General features: G+C 73.9%; 15 protein-coding genes. 6 read left to right on the forward strand and 9 right to left on the reverse strand.

All coding sequences use genetic code 11. The features are described from left to right. The first annotated feature begins 1 nt into the window (after position 1). The 3 genes from ACH01S_RS26710 to ACH01S_RS26720 are packed head-to-tail and all read left to right on the forward strand — an operon-like array spanning position 2 to position 2,708. Positions 2-1,180 carry an ABC transporter substrate-binding protein gene (locus tag ACH01S_RS26710; protein ID WP_067897183.1) on the forward strand — a complete coding sequence of 393 codons (1,179 nt, stop codon included), beginning with the start codon at positions 2-4 and terminating at the stop codon, positions 1,178-1,180. Positions 1,181-1,186: 6 nt separating this feature from the next. Continuing rightward, positions 1,187-1,906, forward strand: coding sequence for an ABC transporter ATP-binding protein (locus ACH01S_RS26715; RefSeq protein WP_067897186.1), 720 nt, complete (start codon positions 1,187-1,189; stop codon positions 1,904-1,906). A 10-nt stretch (positions 1,907-1,916) separates the two neighbouring features. After that, complete coding sequence (locus ACH01S_RS26720) at positions 1,917-2,708, forward strand: SDR family NAD(P)-dependent oxidoreductase (RefSeq protein ID WP_218010407.1); 792 nt, start codon at positions 1,917-1,919, stop codon at positions 2,706-2,708. Between the two features lie 25 nt (positions 2,709-2,733). On the opposite strand, the gene ACH01S_RS26725 is transcribed toward ACH01S_RS26720, so the two are convergent. From ACH01S_RS26725 to ACH01S_RS26735, 3 genes are all read right to left on the reverse strand, one after another. Next, positions 2,734-3,723, reverse strand: a complete 990-nt coding sequence (locus ACH01S_RS26725; RefSeq protein WP_067897192.1) for an LLM class flavin-dependent oxidoreductase — start codon at positions 3,721-3,723, stop codon at positions 2,734-2,736. Between the two features lie 53 nt (positions 3,724-3,776). Then, the gene (locus ACH01S_RS26730) at positions 3,777-6,296 is read right to left on the reverse strand and encodes a bifunctional YncE family protein/alkaline phosphatase family protein (RefSeq protein WP_218010408.1); all 2,520 of its coding nucleotides are present in this window, start codon (positions 6,294-6,296) and stop codon (positions 3,777-3,779) included. 122 nt (positions 6,297-6,418) lie between these two features. Beyond that, positions 6,419-6,736 carry a hypothetical protein gene (locus ACH01S_RS26735; RefSeq protein WP_067897195.1) on the reverse strand — a complete coding sequence of 106 codons (318 nt, stop codon included), beginning with the start codon at positions 6,734-6,736 and terminating at the stop codon, positions 6,419-6,421. A gap of 233 nt (positions 6,737-6,969) precedes the next feature. On the opposite strand from ACH01S_RS26735, the gene ACH01S_RS44905 reads away from it, so the two are divergent. Then, the gene (locus tag ACH01S_RS44905) at positions 6,970-7,761 is read left to right on the forward strand and encodes an IPT/TIG domain-containing protein (protein ID WP_067897199.1); all 792 of its coding nucleotides are present in this window, start codon (positions 6,970-6,972) and stop codon (positions 7,759-7,761) included. A 24-nt stretch (positions 7,762-7,785) separates the two neighbouring features. Here the strand turns inward: ACH01S_RS44905 and ACH01S_RS26745 are convergent, their stop codons facing one another. Further along, positions 7,786-9,243 (reverse strand): carbon-nitrogen hydrolase family protein, encoded by a 1,458-nt coding sequence (locus ACH01S_RS26745; protein WP_148344754.1) that lies wholly within the window; start codon positions 9,241-9,243, stop codon positions 7,786-7,788. Between the two features lie 195 nt (positions 9,244-9,438). Between ACH01S_RS26745 and ACH01S_RS26750 the strand changes: the two genes are divergently transcribed. Next, positions 9,439-10,245 carry a hypothetical protein gene (locus tag ACH01S_RS26750; RefSeq protein WP_148344755.1) on the forward strand — a complete coding sequence of 269 codons (807 nt, stop codon included), beginning with the start codon at positions 9,439-9,441 and terminating at the stop codon, positions 10,243-10,245. A 68-nt stretch (positions 10,246-10,313) separates the two neighbouring features. On the opposite strand, the gene ACH01S_RS26755 is transcribed toward ACH01S_RS26750, so the two are convergent. The 5 genes from ACH01S_RS26755 to ACH01S_RS26775 all read right to left on the reverse strand — a co-directional run bounded on the left by ACH01S_RS26755 (position 10,314) and on the right by ACH01S_RS26775 (position 15,403). Further along, on the reverse strand, positions 10,314-11,168 hold the full coding sequence (locus ACH01S_RS26755; protein ID WP_067897209.1) for a geranyl diphosphate 2-C-methyltransferase: 855 nt from the start codon (positions 11,166-11,168) through the stop codon (positions 10,314-10,316). 103 nt (positions 11,169-11,271) lie between these two features. Then, entirely contained in the window at positions 11,272-12,645 is a 1,374-nt protein-coding gene (locus ACH01S_RS26760) for a family 2 encapsulin nanocompartment cargo protein terpene cyclase (RefSeq protein WP_218010409.1), read from the reverse strand. Between the two features lie 150 nt (positions 12,646-12,795). Next, positions 12,796-13,983: an MFS transporter gene (locus tag ACH01S_RS26765; RefSeq protein ID WP_083981177.1), complete on the reverse strand. Its 1,188-nt coding sequence runs from the start codon at positions 13,981-13,983 to the stop codon at positions 12,796-12,798. A gap of 59 nt (positions 13,984-14,042) precedes the next feature. Continuing rightward, positions 14,043-14,885, reverse strand: a complete 843-nt coding sequence (locus ACH01S_RS26770; protein WP_067897215.1) for an EamA family transporter — start codon at positions 14,883-14,885, stop codon at positions 14,043-14,045. Further along, positions 14,882-15,403: a MarR family winged helix-turn-helix transcriptional regulator gene (locus ACH01S_RS26775; protein ID WP_067897218.1), complete on the reverse strand. Its 522-nt coding sequence runs from the start codon at positions 15,401-15,403 to the stop codon at positions 14,882-14,884. Before ACH01S_RS26775 ends, ACH01S_RS26770 begins: the two co-directional genes overlap by 4 nt. A 101-nt stretch (positions 15,404-15,504) precedes the next feature. Here ACH01S_RS26775 and selA point away from each other — a divergent pair. Continuing rightward, the coding region (gene selA, locus ACH01S_RS26780; protein ID WP_067897222.1) for an L-seryl-tRNA(Sec) selenium transferase at positions 15,505-16,723 on the forward strand (1,219 nt) is incomplete at its 3' end.

Below are 16,723 nucleotides of genomic sequence, written 5' to 3' on the forward strand. Positions count from 1 at the left end.
GATGCGCATCACGAAGATCCTCCTCGCCGCCGCGCTGGCGGCTCCGCTGGCCGGCTGCGGCGACTCCGGGATCGGCACCGCCGCGACCGACGACCCGATCAACATCGCGTCGGTGTCGACGCTCAGCGGCCCGGTCACGTTCCCCGAGTCCTCGCTCGCGGCCCGCGCCGTCTTCGACGACGTCAACGACAAGGGCGGCATCAACGGCCGGAAGATCGTCTACACGATGGCCGACGACAAGGGCGACCCGGCGGGCGCCGCGCTCGCCGGCCGCGACGTCATCGAGCGGAAGCGGGCCGTGGCGCTCGCGGGCGGCGCGAGCCTGCTCGACTGCCAGGTCAACGGCGCGCAGTACGCGCGCAGCAAGATCACCGACGTGCGCGGCGTCGGGGTGGACCCCGGCTGCTTCAGCTCCGCGAACATCTCGCCGGTCAACACCGGCCCGTTCTTCGGCTCGACCGTGACGTTGTACTACGCGTCCGAGACGCTGAAGCTGAACAAGCTCTGCGTCTTCCTCTCCATCATCGGCGGCACCGCGGAGGCGTACAAGGAGGGCGTGGCGCGCTGGTCCCGGCTCACCGGCAAGAAGCCGCTGATCATGGACCTGAGCCTGGCGACGGCCCCGTCGAACTTCGCGCCCTACATCCAGCGGGCGCGGACCGCCGGGTGCGAGGCGGTCCTGTTCAACGGCGTCGAACCCGAGTTGATCGGCTGGGTGAAGGCCGCGCAGAAGCAGAACGTCACCGACATCAAATGGCTGTTCCTCGCGCCCGCCTACACCGAGGAGGTCGCGAAGGCGCTCGGCTCGTCCGGCCGGAACGTCATCGCGCTGTCGGAGTTCGAGCCGTACACCGAGTCGGCCTCCCGGGCCAACAGGGAATGGCGCACCACCATGGAGGAGCACAAGGTGCCGCTGACCGCCTTCGCGCAGGGCGGGTATCTCGCGGCGAAGCACCTGGTCACGGTGCTGCGCTCGATCAAGGGGGACATCACCCGCGAGTCCGTCACCGAGGCGATGAAGACGCTGCGGCCGCTGCCCTCCGCGATGACCGGGACGCCGTTCGCGTTCGGCCCCGGTGACGCCCACGCATCCAACCTCGCCGCGAAGTTCGTCCAGCCGGACGGACAGGGCGGCTGGGCGGTGCTCACATCGGATTGGATCAAACTGCCGAATGGTTGATGGAGCATGAGGGAGCTGAGGCTTGAGGACGTGTCGGTCGGCCGGGGCGGGGCCCCGATCGTCCGGGACGTCGGGTTCGCCGTCCCGGCCGGGCAGGTGACCGTCCTGCTCGGCCCGAACGGGGCCGGGAAGACGACGCTGCTCGAAGCGATCGCGGGCGTCCTGCCGCTCACGTCCGGACGGCTCACCGGCGACGGCGCGGACCTGTCCGGGCTCGACCGGGTGTCGCGCGCCAAGCGCGGCATCGCGCTCGTCGAGCAGGGCCGGACCGTGTTCAGCGGCCTGACCGTCGCGGAGAACCTGCGCGCCGTGCGGCGCGGCCCCCGCGCCGACCGCGCGCTGGAGCTGTTCCCCGAGCTGACGAAGCGGATGGACGTCCAGGCCGGGCTGCTGTCCGGCGGCGAGCAGCAGATGGTCGTGCTCGCCCGCGCGCTCGCGATGTCCCCGTCGGTGCTGCTGATCGACGAGATGTCGCTCGGCCTCGCGCCGGTGATCGTCAAGCGGCTGCTGCCCGCCGTCCGGGCGCTCGCGGACGAGGGCGTCGCCGTCCTGCTCGTCGAGCAGTTCGCGACGCTCGCGCTGGCGGTGGCCGACACGGCGCACGTGCTGGCCGGCGGGCGGCTCACGCACAGCGGACCCGCCGCGCCGCTGCGCAAGGCGCCGGACGTGCTCCACGCGGCCTACCTTGGAGAATCGGTGCCCCAGGGCGGCGGACGGCGGAACTAGGGAGATGCGAATGCAACGGGTGCTGATCGTCACGGGCGGCGGCAGCGGGATCGGCGCGGCCGTCGCCGCGGCCGGGGCCGCCGCCGGCGACCGGGTCGTGATCTGCGGGCGGCGCAAGGAGGCCCTCGACCGGGTCGCGGCCGAGACGGGCGCCGAGCCCCGCGTGTGCGACGTGTCCTCGCCGGACGAGGTCGCGGGCCTCGTCGCGGGCGTCGTCGCCGCGCACGGCCGCCTGGACGGGGTGGTCGCGAACGCGGGCACGCTGCGCAACGGCGCCGTCCTGGACCTGTCGCCCGAGGACTGGGACGCCACGATCAAGACCAATCTGACGTCGGTGTTCCTGCTGGCCAGGGCCGCGCTGCCGCACCTGATCGAGACGAAGGGCTCGCTCGTCACGGTCTCGTCGGTGGCGGCGCTGCGCGTCCCGGCCGGGGTCGCGGCGTACGCGACGTCCAAGGCGGGGCTCACCATGCTGACCCAAACGATCGCGGCGGACTACGGGCCGCAGGGCGTCCGCGCCAACGTGGTGTGCCCCGGCTGGATCCGCACCGAGATGTCCGACATGGAGATGGCGCTCTTCGGCGAGCCGCACGGCCTCACCAGGGAAGAGGCGTACGACGAGGTGACCCGGCTCGTCCCGCAGCGGCGGGCGGGCAGCCCGGACGAGGCCGCCGCCGCGATCATGTGGCTGCTCGGGCCCGGGGCGTCGTACGTGAACGGCGCCGTGCTGAGCGTGGACGGCGGCACCGCCCTGCCCGACCCGGGCACCGTCCCGTTCGACTTCCAGGTCAAGCCCCGCTAGGCGGTCACGCGGGCCCGCCGGGCGGTCACGCGGGGCTGGCCGCGAGGCTGTAGAGGTCGGCGAGGATGTCGTAGGAGCGCAGCCGGTCGGCGTGGTCGTGGACCTGCGTGGTCACCATGACCTCGTCGACCCCGGTCCGCTCGATCAGGGCGTCCATCTTGCGCCGCACCGTCTCGGGCCCGCCGACCACCTGGTCGGCCAGCCGCGAGTCGATCATCTGCCGGTCCAGCGCGGTGTACGGGTAGGACGCGGCCTCCTCCGGTGTCGGCAGCAGTCCCGGGTTGCCCTGGCGCAGCCGCAGGAACGCGAGCGCCTGCGGCCGCGCGAGCTCCACCGCCCGCTCGTCGGTGTCGGCGGCGGTGACCGCCACGCCGATCATCGAGTACGGCTCGGCCAGCGCGCCGGGCCGGAACGACTCCCGGTACAGGTTCAGCGCGGGCACCGTGTTCTGCGCGCTGAAGTGGTGCGCGAACGCGAACGGCAGCCCGAGCAGCCCGGCGAGCCGCGCGCTGTACCCGCTGGAGCCGAGCAGCCACACCGGCGGTTCGTTGCCCGCCGCCGGGGTGACCTTGCTGTCCGCGCCGAAGTAGCCGCGCAGCTCGACGACCTGCTCGGGGAAGTCGTCCACGGACAGGGCGGCGGGGGAGCGGCGCAGCGCCAGCGCCGTCGCCTGGTCGGTGCCGGGCGCGCGGCCGAGGCCGAGGTCGATGCGGCCGGGGAAGAGCGCCTCCAGCGTCCCGAACTGCTCGGCCACCACCATCGGCGCGTGGTTCGGCAGCATGATCCCGCCGGACCCGACCCGCAGCGCGGACGTCGCCGCCGCGACCTGCCCGATCAGCACGGCGGTCGCGGAGCTCGCGATGCCGGGCATCGCGTGGTGCTCGGCGAGCCAGTACCGGTGGAAGCCGCGCCGCTCGGCGTGCCGGGCCAGGTCGAGGGTGTTGCGCAGCGCCTGGCCGGACGTGGAGCCGCTGACGACGGGGGCCAGGTCGAGGACGGAGAAGGGGACGCTCATGAACAGTGCCAACCCGCCCCGCCTCCGTCCTCTTCCCGGCCCTCCCCGATCAATCAGTCGTCGTCATCGTCGTCGTGCTCGACGGCCGGGGCGCCGGGCAGGCGGTGGCGCGGTTCGGGCATCTCGGCGCCCTTGCCGCGCACGCTCTGCCAGATCGCCTGGTTGAACGTCCGCTCGTCGATCTGGTCCTCCTTGCCGAGCTGCTGCTGGGCGGAGACCGCCGCGAGCGGAGCGGACGCGGAGTTGGTCTCCGTCCGCGGCCACTGCGGCACGACCGCGTCGTAGGGACGCGTGTTCGGCCTCGACGTGAACGCCGCCGTCATCGGCGTGGCGTACGCGTCGAACTGGGTGAGCGGGCGGATGCCGCTGATCAGCTGGATCGTCCGGACCATCGAGACCGTGCTGTAGAACGTCGAGTCGACCCTGCCCGTCTGCGTGTACGGGCTGATCACCAGCGCGAGCGTGCGGTGCGCGTCGATGTGGTCGGGGCCGTTCTGCGCGTCGTCCTCGGTGACGAAGATCGCCGTGTCCTTCCAGAATTTCGACTTCGACACGGCGTCCACGAGCAGGCCGAGCGCGTAGTCGTTGTCGGCGACGTAGGCGCGCGGGGTCGGGGAGCCCGCCTTCGTCCCGGCCGTGTGGTCGTTCGGCAGCCGGACGAACTCGACCGAGGGCAGCTTCCCGCTCTTCTCGAACGCGCGGAACTCGGTCAGCCACCGGCTGATCCGCGGCGTCCCGCACGTCTTCGACAGCGGCGTGAACGAGTTCGGGCTGTCCGGGCAGGCGAGGTCGTAGCCGTGGAACTCGGGGTCGGTGGCGGCGTTCAGCACCGGGTCCTCGGCGGACGCCCGGCCCTGCGCGTCGTGCTGCACGTAGAACCCGTAGTTGCGGAACGGGACGCCCGCCTTCTTGAGCCGCTGCCAGATGTAGGCGTCCTTCGGGTCGCTGTTCGGCGCGATCTCCGGCGTCCCGTTCTCGGACGGGTAGGGCGCGTTGCGGCTGGAGTAGTTCGCGGGCCACACCTGCTCGGAGTAGGGGTTGGAGTTGCTGCCCACCACCCAGTTCCAGCCCTGCGCGCTGACCTCGGCGTCGGCGTAGAAGTTGTCGAACGTGACGAACCTGCGCGACAGCTCGCGCGCGTTCGGCGCCGACTCGTCGCCGAACAGGTTGAGGCCCGGGTCGCCGCCGCCCTTGCCGATGCTGCCGAACTCCTGGTCGTAGGTGCGGTTCTCGCGCACCACGTAGATGACGTGCTTGATCGGCGTCTTCGCGCCGGGGTGCAGCGGGACGACGTGCCCGCCGTCGCCGCGCCCGCCGCGCACCCGGTCCCGCTCGTCGAACCCGTTGTTGCGGACGACCTGCCGCGACCACGCCCGCAGCCGTCCCGGGTCGGACGGGCGGTCGATCAGCGACAGCGTCCCCTTGATCATCGAGCCGATGTACTTGTCGGGCGTGCCGCCGCCGTGCGGGTCCGGCTTGCCGGGACCGTCGTTCGGCCCGGCGCCGAGCCCCTTGGCGTTGACGACCAGCAGCCGGTCGCCGAGGACGTGCACCGACGTCGGGTACCAGCCGGTCGGGATCATGCCGGTGACGCGCCCGCGGCGCAGGTCGACGACCGCCACGTCGTTGTTGCCGGAGTTCGCGACGTAGAGCAGCCGCCCGTCCGGGGACGGCGCCGACGCGACCGGGTTGCTGCCGATCGGCGCGCCGTTGTACGGGCTCAGGTCGATCTTCTGGACGACCTTGTTCCGCGCCGTGTCGACGACGTCGGCCTCGTCCCCGTCGCCCGCCGTGACGAACGCGCGCGAGCCGTCCGCGCTGAGCGAGACCTTGTTCGGGTGCGTGCCGGTTGGAACGTTCCCTACGACGGTCGGCGCGGTGCCGGACACGTCCACCACGCTCACCGACGCGGCGCCCTGGTTCGCGACGTAGGCGGTCTTCCCGTCCTTGCCGAGGGCGACGCCGTACGGCCGGTGCCCGACCGCCGTCGTCTCCGCCTTCCCGGTCGCGAGGTCCACCACGGACAGCGCGTCCGCCTGCTGGTCGGCGACGAGGAGCCGCTTCCCGTCCGGCGTCACCGCGAGGCCCGCCGGGAACATGTTCACCTTCTGGCCGTCCGGGTTCGTCGTCGGAAGCGCGATGGACGCCTTCTCGGTGAGCGTCCCGCCCGCCGCGTCGTACACGCGGATCTTGTTGTTGCCGCCCGCGCTCGCGTAGGCGTGCCCGCCGTCCGGGCTCCAGGCGACGCCCGCGTAGAGCGCCTGCGGGCTCTTGTAGCCGATGGTCTGGGCGACCGCGCCGGACGAGGTGTCCACGACCTGCAGCGACTGCACGCCCTGGCCGGCGTTGACGACGAGCAGGCGCGAGCCGTCCGGGCTCAGCGCGGACGCGAGCGGGAGCAGCCCCAGCGTCACCTGCGTTCCGGCCGGGGGCACGAGGTGCCCGACGGGCGTGACACCGGTTCCGTCGCCCTGCGGTCCCGCGTGCTTTCGGGTGCCCGCGTACGCGGCCCCGCCGCTCAGCACGACGAGCGCCGCCGCGGCGGCGATCGCGCGTCTGGATCGGAGTCTCATCAGCGCCTCCTGGCGCCGCCGTCCCGCCTCTTGGGGGAAGGGCGGTCGTCAACGGCGGCCGACCGGAACGTAAATCCCGTTTCCGGACGGCGGGTGAGCCCGAGGTTAAGCGCGGGAGAAGATCAACCGGTAACGGCCGCAATGGCCGCGACGACGGCGCCAATGGCCCCCGCGGCGAGGAGCGGGAAGAGCGTGACGCAGAGCCACGACCACCGCACGAGGACGCGGGCCCGCGCCGGATCGTCGGCGAACCGCGTCTCGGCCCGCGTGTAGAGCAGCGCGGCCACGACGACGAGCGGCAGGAAGACGAACGTCGTGATGAGCCCGAGGACGAACGCCGCCGCCTGGCCGGGGCGGGTGTAGGTCCCGTCGGCGCCGATGCCGAGCGCGGGGCGGCGGGACGGCGCGGGGACGGCGGCTGCGGACACGGCTTCGGTCATGGCGCCCACCTTGATCGATTGTGAAAGTGACCTGGATCATACGCTTCGCGATGTTCCCGCGCGAGGGTTCGGTAACGCCTTCGTCGCGGCGAGTGCCGTGCCGCCCGCGCGTGAGGGGGAAGTGGCGAAACACCGTCCCGGCGGGGCTCGATAATCGCAGGAGACGACAAAAACAAGCGCAATCGGCACGCACATCGCACGCGCCAAAGGCACGCACAACAGAATGGAGAGCCGTGGCCGACTCAGAGGTCGGACGCGAATACGCCCGCACTCGCGACATCGTCATCGTGTTCGCCGTCCTGCTGGTCCTCACGGCCCTGCTGGTGATCGTCCTCGTGCAGGCGTGGCCGCCCGCGCCGAACCCCGCGCCGGACGGCCGCGCGCCCGCCGCCGCCGGGAAGACCGTCCACCTGTTCGGCTGGTCGCCCACCGCGTCCCGCGACACGTGCCTGTTCCTGGTGGTCATGGCGGCCGGGGCGCTCGGCGCGGTCACGCACGTCCTGCGGTCGTTCTACTGGTACGTCGGGAACCGGGCGCTGCGCCGCAGCTGGCTGATGATGTACCTGCTGCTCCCGGTCGTCGGCGCGCTGTTCGGGCTGATCGTCTACCTCGTGGTGCGCGGCGGGCTGACCTCGCCGCTCGGCGGCGCCGACGACGTCAACCCCTACGGCGTCGCCGCCATCGCCGCGCTCGTCGGCCAGTTCTCCCGCGAGACCGCCGAGAAGTTCCGCGCGGTGTTCTCCACCCTGCTGGCGCCCGCGCAGCGCGGCCGCGACCACGCCATCCCCCCGAAGGTCTCCTCGATCGACCCGGACAGCGGGCCGCCGGGCACGGCCGTCACGATCCAGGGCGACGGGCTGGACGGGGCGACCAGCGTCCGCTTCGGCGCGGCGCGGGCCGCGGTCATCGACGCGACGGACACATTGGTGCGGACGACGCTCCCCGCCGGCGCCACCACGGCGTCCCCGGTCGTGAACACCCCGGCCGGATCCGCGGTCAGCCCGGAGCCGTTCACCGTCGAATGAGCCCCGGGCCGCCGTCCGGCCGGGCTACTTGTCGTCCTGCCAGTGGTCGAACCAGGCGTCGTAGGCGGCGCCGGGGAACACGCGCGGCAGCTCCGACGTCGGCAGCCGCCCGAGCTCGGCGCCCGTCCGCGCCACGCCGAACTGCCCCTCGGTCTGGTAGGCGACGCGGTCGAGGCTCTTCGGCCCGGCGACGAGGCAGGTGTAGCGGGGGCCGGGGACGCGCGGCTCGTCGTCGGGGATGGCGGCGCCGACCGCGAGGCTGTTGGACACCGTCACCCACGTCCCGAGCTCGGTGACCTGCCGCTCGGCGGAGCGCTGCTCCCAGCGGAACTCCAGGATCGGCTTGGAGAAGATCGGCACGAGCAGGTGCGACACCCCGCACGAGCGCAGCTCCCGCTCCCAGCCGACCGAGCGGGCGAGGTCCTCGCAGATCAGCACGGCGAGCCGGCCGAGCGAGGAGTCGAGCACGGAGACCTTGCGGCCCGGCCGCGCGTACTCCACGGCCGAGCCGGTGGACGGCGCGTCCGGCAGCCGCCACAGCCGCATCTGGTCCGCGTCCAGCGTGAACCCGGACAGCTTGTCCTGGACGAGGAGCTCCTGCCCCGTCCACCGGTCGAGCAGGACGGCGCGGTTCGGCGGCGGGTCGCCGCCGCCGAGCGGGCCGGTGCCGAGCAGCAGGAAGCGCAGCGGGCGGCGGCTCCGGTCGCGGGCGGCCGTGTCGAACGCGACCTCCTTCCACAGGTCGAGCAGCGAGTCCGAGAGCGACGCCTCCGGCATCACGGCGAGCTGCGCGCCGGACTCGTCCAGCCGCCGGATGATCGCCTTGACCCGGCTGCGGATGCCGGAGGTGTCCATCGGGCGGAGCCGGTAGACGGTCAGGCCGTCCCGCTCCTCGAACTCGATCTCGATGTCGTCGTAGGTCTCCAGCACGGGCGCGCAGCCGACCGCGACCGGCTCGTCCCGGCTGAGGTGCGGGTCGTTCACCGCGGGCAGCACCCGGTGGTCGATCCGCGCCCAGTCGGCGGGCGGGACGCGGTGCACCCCGAAGAACTCGGCCTTCGTCCGCAGCCCGCGCGGGCGTCCGGCGAACGCGCAGCGGGGCAGCAGCGCGCCGGTCGTGCGCGGCCCGTTCAGCTTGCCCTCGGTGAGGTAGTTGACCAGCACCCCGGCCAGCGCGGGCGCGTCGTGGTAGGGGCCGTAGGGGCTCGCGTGCGCGAGCGCGATGTCGAGCCCGAGCAGGATGACGAAGCGCCCGCGGTCCCCGCGCGCGGCGACGATGCCCGCCGTCCGCGCCGGGTCGAACGTGCCGGCCGCGAGGACCGAGTCGGCGATCTCGCCCGCCTCCCGCCGCACCGCCTCCGCCGCGTACCAGCGCGTCGCCGCCCAGCCCTCGAAGACGTCGTCCGGGATCGCGTCGTAGAGCTGGACGAAGAGATCAGCTGGTTCCGCCGAGTACTCGGCCGCCGCCAACTGATCCGTCATAAGCGCCCCCGGGGGTTGACACGCACGGTTACGGGTGGTGGACCGATGTTAACTCTCCCAGGGCCCGGCTTTCAGCGTCCTTCGCTACACATACGTCCTTCTGGCGATACTGAGGACTGGGTCACTTGACAATCACTTGGCATGGACGCACTCTGGAGTGGTCCGACGGTGCTCGCCTACTCCAGGAGTGTGACCATGAGCGCTGTTACCGCCTCCGCCCGCGACCGCCGGACGGAGGTCCGGCGTCTCATCGACTCGATGGAACACGCCAAGGTCATCAGCGACGGTCACTTCAGCGCCCTCGGGATGCTGATCACCGACGCGTCGCTGAGCGCCGACGAACCCGCCCTGGTGGAATGCCAGGACGGGCTCCAGTGGCTCCACCGCCACTACCTCGACGTCGACGGCCTGGACGGCGCGCAGCGCGAGCAGCGCGGCCGGATCCTCGGGCTGATCGACGTCGTCCACTGGGCGCTGCGGCGGCTGCCGTCCGGGCTGCAGCTCGGGCTCCGGCCGGAGAGCCACGCCGCGCGCTTCCTCGTCGCCGTCCACCGCCGCCAGGGCATGTCGAACAAGCAGCTGTCCGCCGAACTCGGCACCGACGAGACCGAGGTCAGCCGGGTCGGCCGCCGGCTGCTGTCCGCGGGGCTCGTGTGGCGGCGCAAGGAGTGGCGGCACAACGCGTGGGACATCACGCCCCGCGGCTTCCAGTACCTGGAGACGTCCGGCCTGCTCGCCGAGGGCGCCGACGGCGGCCGCCGCGCCGCCGGGCCGGGCCGGGGCGAGGAGCTCGCGCCCCGCTCGCCGGACGCCGTGCCGCGCCGCCCCGGGCGGGACGCGCCCGAACCGGACCGCGCCGAGGCGGGCCTCCCCGAGCCTGGCTTCGCGGAGACCGACCTCACCGAGCCGGGCCGCACCGAGCCCGGTCGCACCGAGCCGGGGCACACCGAGGCGGGGCATACCGAGCCGGGCCCGTCGTCCTCCCAGCCCGGGCACGCCTGAGCGCCGCCGCGAAAGGACTCGGCCCGCCACCGGCGACGGTGACGGGCCGAGTCCGCGGGGACGGACGGTCAGACGCGGTCGGCGGCGATCAGCAGGTACTGGAAGCTGCCGCCCTTGTAGGCGTCGAGGAACGCCGCCTCGATGCCGGTGGCCAGCGAGGACTTCGCGCGCAGCTCCCAGTAGGGGATCGTGGCCGGGGTCAGGTCGATGACGCTCGCCGGGACGAGCCGGTTCGCCGCCATCTCCTTGAAGTACGTGCTGCGCGGATGGATGTCGCAGATGTAGTGCGCGTTGATCTCGCTCACGGCGCGCGACGGCAGACCGTAGGTGTCGTTGTAGCAGCCGGTGATGGTCACGTACCGGCCGCCGCGGCGTAGTAGCCGGGAGTGCTCCGCGAACAGCAGGCCCAGCTCGACGTACATGGTGCTCTCGTTGTTCCAGATCGCCTGGAACGCCCCGGTCTCGAAGCCGGTTTCGAGCATGTTCTTGAAGTGGAAGCTCACCTTGTCGTCGACGCCGCGCCGCCTGGCCTGCTCGGTCGCGAACTCGACCTGGGACTCGGAGATCGACACCCCGTCCACGCGGCAGCCGAACCGCTGGTTCGCCATGAGGCTGGACCCGCCGCGGCCGCACCCCGCGTCCAGGAGCCGGTCGGACGGGTGGACCGGGCCCAGATGGTTCATCAGCAGCTCCGCCTGCGCGGACTCCAGCCGGTGCAGCTCGGCGATCGTCCGCTCCTCGCGGGTCTCGGCGGGGCCGTCGAGGACGGTCCAGTCGACGACGCCGATGCCGTAGTGGTGGTGGTAGAACCCGTCCACCTCACCTAGCCGCAGGTTGACCGGGTTCCGCTCGGCGTTCCAGTAGTCGGCGACCGAGTGCTGGTAGAGGCTGCTCAGAACCTGGCTGCCCGTGGTAGAGGCCATACGTGGTGATCCTTTCTCGGAGGGTGGTCGGGGCGGGTCTGTGGGGGCGGGTCCGCGGGCCCGGTCGGGGGCCGGTCTGGGGCCGGTCGGGTCACCGGTCGGGTCACTGGTACCGGCGGCTGCCCTGGTGCCATTCGAAGCCGCCCGCCATCCAGCCCTGGACGCCGAGCAGGAACCGCTGCAGCTCGGGGGACGGGATCGCGGCGAGCTCGCGCTGCGCGGCCTCGAAGCCGCGGACGAAGTCGTTGTGCAGCGCGATGGCCGCCTCCGCCGCCTCGCGCAGCGGGCAGCCCTCCTCCTCGGCGATCAGCAGCACGACGTTGCAGTCGGGCAGGTCGTCGGCCGCCTCCTTCTCCGCCGAGTGGAGGTCGTTGACGATCACCGACGCGGTCCCGGCCTGCATCACCGCGCGGTGCACGCGCGGCTCGAAGAACAGGTTCGCGTCGAGGTAGTAGCCGCCGACGATGTCGATCAGCGTCATCGAGGTGTAGAAGCTGTCGTGCTGCCGCGCGGCCAGGTAGCGCCACACCGGGGGGAGTTCGCCGAGGTGCCGCCAGGCGGCGTAGGCCGTCCAGCTCACATACATCTGGGACGTGATGTTGCACAGGCGCATGATCTGCGACGGCGTGGCGAGCCGCCGCGCGTGGTCGGTGGCCGAGCGCAGCGCCATCAGGACCGGGTCGGCGCGGATCGCCTCTTCGAGCTGCTCGGTGTAGCGGCCCGCCGGGGGCGGCGGGTCCATCGCGGACGTGACGAGCGCGAGGCGGGGCGGCAGCTTGGTGGGGCTGGCGCCGAGGTCGGTCTCGTCGGCGTAGTAGTCGTCGCTGGCCCACCAGGCGGCGTTCATCTTGGCCCCGAGGAGCAGCGCGTCGACGTCGTCGGTCTCGGGGTGGGCGAGCACGGCGAGCCGTCCGAACCCGGTCTCGCGGAACTGGTCGATCTGGTCGGCGTAGATGCCGATCTCCTCAGCCCAGGCCACCAGCCGGTCGTTGACCACGCGGGCGAGGTCGTCGTCGATGCGGGCCGTCAGCGGCAGGTAGAGCGGCGGCAGGGAGCCGTCGCCCCATTCCCGCTCGGCGTAGCCGGGGGAGAAGTGGCCGCCCTTGCGGGTCGGGCTCGGTAGCGGACGGGTGGGCGGGAGCGGGGCGTCGGCCGGTGGCCCGGCCGCCGGATCCTCGGGGCCGCCCGTCGGTGGGTCCGTCGGTGGGTCCGTATGCGGGTCGGTAGGTATGGTCGGCGGCTCGGTAGGTCGGGTCTCCGTCGTCACGTCGGCGGGCCCACCGCCCGGCGGACAGGCGGGCGGGCATGTCGGTGGGCCCGCGGGCGGGCGGGCGCCCGGCCGCCCGGCCGGGCGGGTCGCCGGATCCGTGGCAGGGCGCGTGGTAGGGCTCAGTAGGTCCGTGACGCGCGCCGCCGACGTGCCGAGCCCGGACGGGCCGGACAGGAGCCGGGTCACCCGCTCCGCGATGTCGTCCATGATTGGTCCCCTCGCTGGTCATTGCGGTGGACGGCCGCTCGCGCGGAGAGCCGTCCGGACTCCCGGGGACCAGTTACTCACAGCTTCACCACGACTACAACCGGGCATCGCCTTGCCTGAGGGTGACAGCATGTAACCACCCGTCAGGGGTCATTTCCGGCGTCTGGGTACGCGCCGGGACAGCGTCAGCGGCACCGCGAGGACGATCACCCCGGCGGTGAGCGCGAACGCGGGCGGATAGCCGGTCTGCGCCGCGATGACCCCGAACGCGGCGCCGCCCGCGCCCATGCCGCCGTCGTAGCCGATGTTCCAGACGGCGCTGACCGTCCCGTAGCCGGACGGCGGCACCCGCTCGTACATCACCGCGAGGCTCACGTTTTGCGCGACGCCGAAGCCCGCGCCGAACAGCGCCATCGCGACGAGGACCGCCACCGGGTCCGGCACGAGGACGAGCAGCGCGACCCCGCCTCCCGCGGCGACCAGGGCGGGCGGGAGGAGGCGTCCGGCGCCGTGCCGGTCGCCCGCGCGCCCGGCCCACCAGCGGGTGAACGTGGTCGCGGCGGGCTGGACGAGCAGCGCCGCCGCCGCGAGGCGCCCGTCCGGGACGGCCTCGGGCAGGAACGTGACGAGGATGCCCGCCGCCATCGCGGTCGCGGCGAACGCGGCGGCCGGGCGCAGCAGCGCGGCCGTCCGGAGCCCGGCGACGATGCCGAGCGCCCGCTCGGCGCCCGCCGGCTCCGGCCTGAGGGCCGGGATGCCGGGCAGCGTCGCGAGGGCGGCGAGCGTCACGGCCGTGGCCGCGAGGAACACCGGCGTGTAGCCGACGTGCCCGGCGAGCCACACGCCGAGCGGCAGCGCGAGGACGGTCGGCAGCCCCGCGGTGAGCCCGAACAGACCGAGCGCCTCGCCCCGCCGCTCCGCCGGGACGATGGCCGCCACCAGCGCGTTCGTCACCACCACCGAGACGCCGAAGCCGAGCCCGCGGACGAGGCTCACCGCGGTGATCGTCGCCATGTCGGAGGCGAAGGCGAGCGCGATCGGCGGCAGCGCGAGCAGGACGAGGCCCGCCGCGAACACCGGCCGGTACCCGAACCGCGCGAGCAGCCGGGGCAGGGCCAGTTCCGCCAGCACCGTGGACAGCATCAGCGCGCCCGTGGCGAGTCCCGCGCCGACGCCGCCCGCACCGGACGCCGACGCGTACATCGGGACGACCGACAGCAGCAGGAAGACGCCCGTCAGGCTCGCGAACGTCGCGGCGAAGACGAGCGCCAGCCGCCGGTCGACCAGCCGTGGCCGCGTGCCGCCGACGTCCTGCTTGCTGCGAAGTGCCTCGCTCATGCCCATCACGGTAGAAGCACCCGGACCACCCCCGTTTATTCGGCGGTCACGAAGCCCGGTCACGAAGTCGCGAGCGTCAGCAGCACGACGGCGGCGCCCGCCCCGGCCAGCCCGGCCGCCTGGGGCCACGACAGCCGCTCGCGCAACGCCGTGACGCCGAGCAGCACGGGCACGACCGGGTACAGCGACGACAGCACGACCGCGACGACGACCAGTTGCTCCCGCGTGGCGAGCAGGTAGCAGACGAGCGCCGCCGCCGCGAGCCCGCCGTTGAGCGCCGACCAGAGCGACGCCCGCCCGGACGGCGGCCGCCGCCGGGACGGCCACGCCAGCGGCGCGACCGCGAGGACGGCGGCGACCCGTCCGGCCGCGACCGGCCAGAGCCCGGAGCCGTCGCCCGCCTGCGCCAGGGCGAGGTACTGGACGCCTATGCCGACGCTCGCGACAAGCCCGTTGACGAGGGACGCCCGCACCGGGCCGTGCTCGTCCGAACGCGACCGCGACACCAGCCACAGCGCGGGCAGCACGACCGCGATCCCGGCCCACGCCGCCGCCCCCGGGCGGTCGCCGAGGAAGACCACGCCCGCGACGACCGGCAGCGCGACCCCGCCGACCGCGCTGACCGGGACGACCACGCTCAGGTTCCCCCGGCCGATGCCCCGGTAGAGGAACGCCATCGCGAGGCCCGTCCCGACGCCGGACGCCGCGCCCCAGCCGAGGTCGGCGGCCGCGACCCCGTCGGCGGGGACGAGCAGCGCCGCCGCCACGGCGAACACGAGCCCCCCGGCCTGGCCGAGGAGCGCGACGGCGGCGAACCCGGCGCGCCGCGACAGCAGGCCGCCCCAGACGTCGGCGACACCGTAGAGGAGCGCCGAGGCGAGGGCGAGGAGCGGGCCGGTCACGCGCCTCCCGCGTCCCGCTCGGCCTGGCCGACCGGGCAGACCGCGCCCTCGGTGCAGCACCGCCGGTCGCAGAGCCGGCACATGACGTCCGAGTCGCCGATCGCCTCGTAGAGGCGGGCCAGGAGCTTGCCGAGGACGGCGGTGAGGGCCGCGCGCTCGCCGTCGTCCAGCACGGCCAGCGCCTCGGCCAGCGGCGCGCCCCGCGCGGTGAGCACGCGGCGGGCGGCGTCCTCGCCCTGCGCGGTCAGCCGCACCTCCACGGCGCGCCCGCCGCCGGGACGGCGCCTCGCGAGCCCGGCGTCCTGGAGGCCGTCCACCATGCGGGCGGCGGCGGACTGGGTCAGCCCGACCCGCCTGCCCAGCTCGGTGACGCTCAGCCCCGGCGCCCCGGACAGGACGATCAGCGCCGCGGCGCCGCTCGCGCTCACCCCTCCGGCGGCCGTCGTCCCGGCGCGGACGAGGTCGGTCACCGCGAGCGACGCGGCACCTAGCAGGTTCGCCAACCGTTCATCATGCATGACTCATGCATGATACTCCCGATCTCCAGTGCGCGCCGATCTCGGCGAGGGACGGCCCGCATGCGATGCTGGCGGAAACGCCGTCCTCCGGAGGTCGCCCGATGGATCGTGAAGCCGTTCCCGCCGTCCCCCCGGCGGCGGGCGAGGACGGACGGCGGCGGATCGCCCGCACCGACGTCCTGCTCGCCGAGCCGCGGCTCGCGCTCGCGGCCGGGCGGCTCGGGCGCGGGGTGGTGAAGGCGGCGATCGGGGCGGCGCAGCGGCGCGCGAGGAACGGCGAGATCCCGCCGGACGCGGTGGCCGACGCCGCCGTCGCGGCGCTGCCGCCGACCGCGTCCGGGCTGCGTCCGGTGATCAACGCGACCGGCGTCCTGCTGCACACGAACCTCGGGCGGGCGCCGCTGTCGGACGCCGCCCGCGACGCCGCGGCCATGGCGTCCGGGCCGACCGACGTCGAACTCGACCTGGAGACGGGGCGCCGCGCGCGGCGCGGGCGGTCCGCGCTGGACGCGCTCCTGGAGCGGGTGCCGAAGGCGGAGGCCGCGCACGTCGTCAACAACGGCGCGGCGGTGCTCGTGCTGGCCGCGTCCGCGCTCGCGCACGGCCGGGAGATCGTGATCAGCCGCGGCGAGATGGTGGAGATCGGGGACGGCTTCCGCATCCCCGAACTGCTCGCCGCGACCGGCGCCCGGCTGCGCGAGGTCGGCACCACCAACCGGACGACCCCCGGCGACTACGCCGAGGCGATCGGCGCCGAGACGGGCTTCATCCTCAAGGTGCACCCGTCGAACTTCCTCGTCACCGGCTTCACGCGCGGCGCCGACGTCGCCGAGCTGGCCGGGCTCGGCGTCCCCGTCGTCGCCGACATCGGCTCCGGCCTCCTCGCCCCCGAGCCGCTGCTGCCGGACGAGCCGGACGCCACGTCCATGCTCAAGGCGGGCGCCGACCTCGTCACCGCGAGCGGCGACAAGCTGCTCGGCGGCCCGCAGTGCGGCATCGCCCTCGGCCGCGCCGACCTCGTGCGGCGGCTCGCCCGGCATCCGCTCGCGCGGGCGCTGCGGGTCGGGAAGACGACGCTCGCCGCGCTGGAGGCGACCCTGCGCGGCCCCGCCACCCCGACGGCGCTGGCCCTGCACGCCGACGCCGGGGCGCTGCGCGAGCGCGCCGACCGCCTCGCCGCCCGGCTCCGCGACGCCGGGGTGGACGCGCGGCCCGTCGAGAGCGAGGCGGCGGTCGGCGGCGGCGGCGCGCCCGGCGTCGTCCTGCCGAGCGCGGCGGTGTCGCTGCCCGAGCCGTACGCGGCGCGGCTGCGGCTCGGCA

The organism is Actinomadura chibensis NBRC 106107, assembly GCF_001552135.1.
Lineage (GTDB): Bacteria > Actinomycetota > Actinomycetes > Streptosporangiales > Streptosporangiaceae > Spirillospora > Spirillospora chibensis.

Excerpts from the sequence above, each read along its gene's own strand:
- ACH01S_RS26765 (WP_083981177.1), bottom strand. The coding sequence starts at position 13,983 with ATGAGCGAGGCACTTCGCAGCAAGCAGGACGTCGGCGGCACGCGGCCA.
- ACH01S_RS26735 (WP_067897195.1), bottom strand. The coding sequence starts at position 6,736 with ATGACCGAAGCCGTGTCCGCAGCCGCCGTCCCCGCGCCGTCCCGCCGC.
- ACH01S_RS26750 (WP_148344755.1), top strand. The coding sequence starts at position 9,439 with ATGAGCGCTGTTACCGCCTCCGCCCGCGACCGCCGGACGGAGGTCCGG.
- ACH01S_RS26755 (WP_067897209.1), bottom strand. The coding sequence starts at position 11,168 with ATGGCCTCTACCACGGGCAGCCAGGTTCTGAGCAGCCTCTACCAGCAC.
- ACH01S_RS26775 (WP_067897218.1), bottom strand. The coding sequence starts at position 15,403 with ATGCATGATGAACGGTTGGCGAACCTGCTAGGTGCCGCGTCGCTCGCG.
- ACH01S_RS26745 (WP_148344754.1), bottom strand. The coding sequence starts at position 9,243 with ATGACGGATCAGTTGGCGGCGGCCGAGTACTCGGCGGAACCAGCTGAT.
- ACH01S_RS26725 (WP_067897192.1), bottom strand. The coding sequence starts at position 3,723 with ATGAGCGTCCCCTTCTCCGTCCTCGACCTGGCCCCCGTCGTCAGCGGC.
- ACH01S_RS26710 (WP_067897183.1), top strand. The coding sequence starts at position 2 with ATGCGCATCACGAAGATCCTCCTCGCCGCCGCGCTGGCGGCTCCGCTG.
- ACH01S_RS26730 (WP_218010408.1), bottom strand. The coding sequence starts at position 6,296 with ATGAGACTCCGATCCAGACGCGCGATCGCCGCCGCGGCGGCGCTCGTC.
- ACH01S_RS26715 (WP_067897186.1), top strand. The coding sequence starts at position 1,187 with ATGAGGGAGCTGAGGCTTGAGGACGTGTCGGTCGGCCGGGGCGGGGCC.
- ACH01S_RS26720 (WP_218010407.1), top strand. The coding sequence starts at position 1,917 with ATGCAACGGGTGCTGATCGTCACGGGCGGCGGCAGCGGGATCGGCGCG.
- ACH01S_RS26760 (WP_218010409.1), bottom strand. The coding sequence starts at position 12,645 with ATGGACGACATCGCGGAGCGGGTGACCCGGCTCCTGTCCGGCCCGTCC.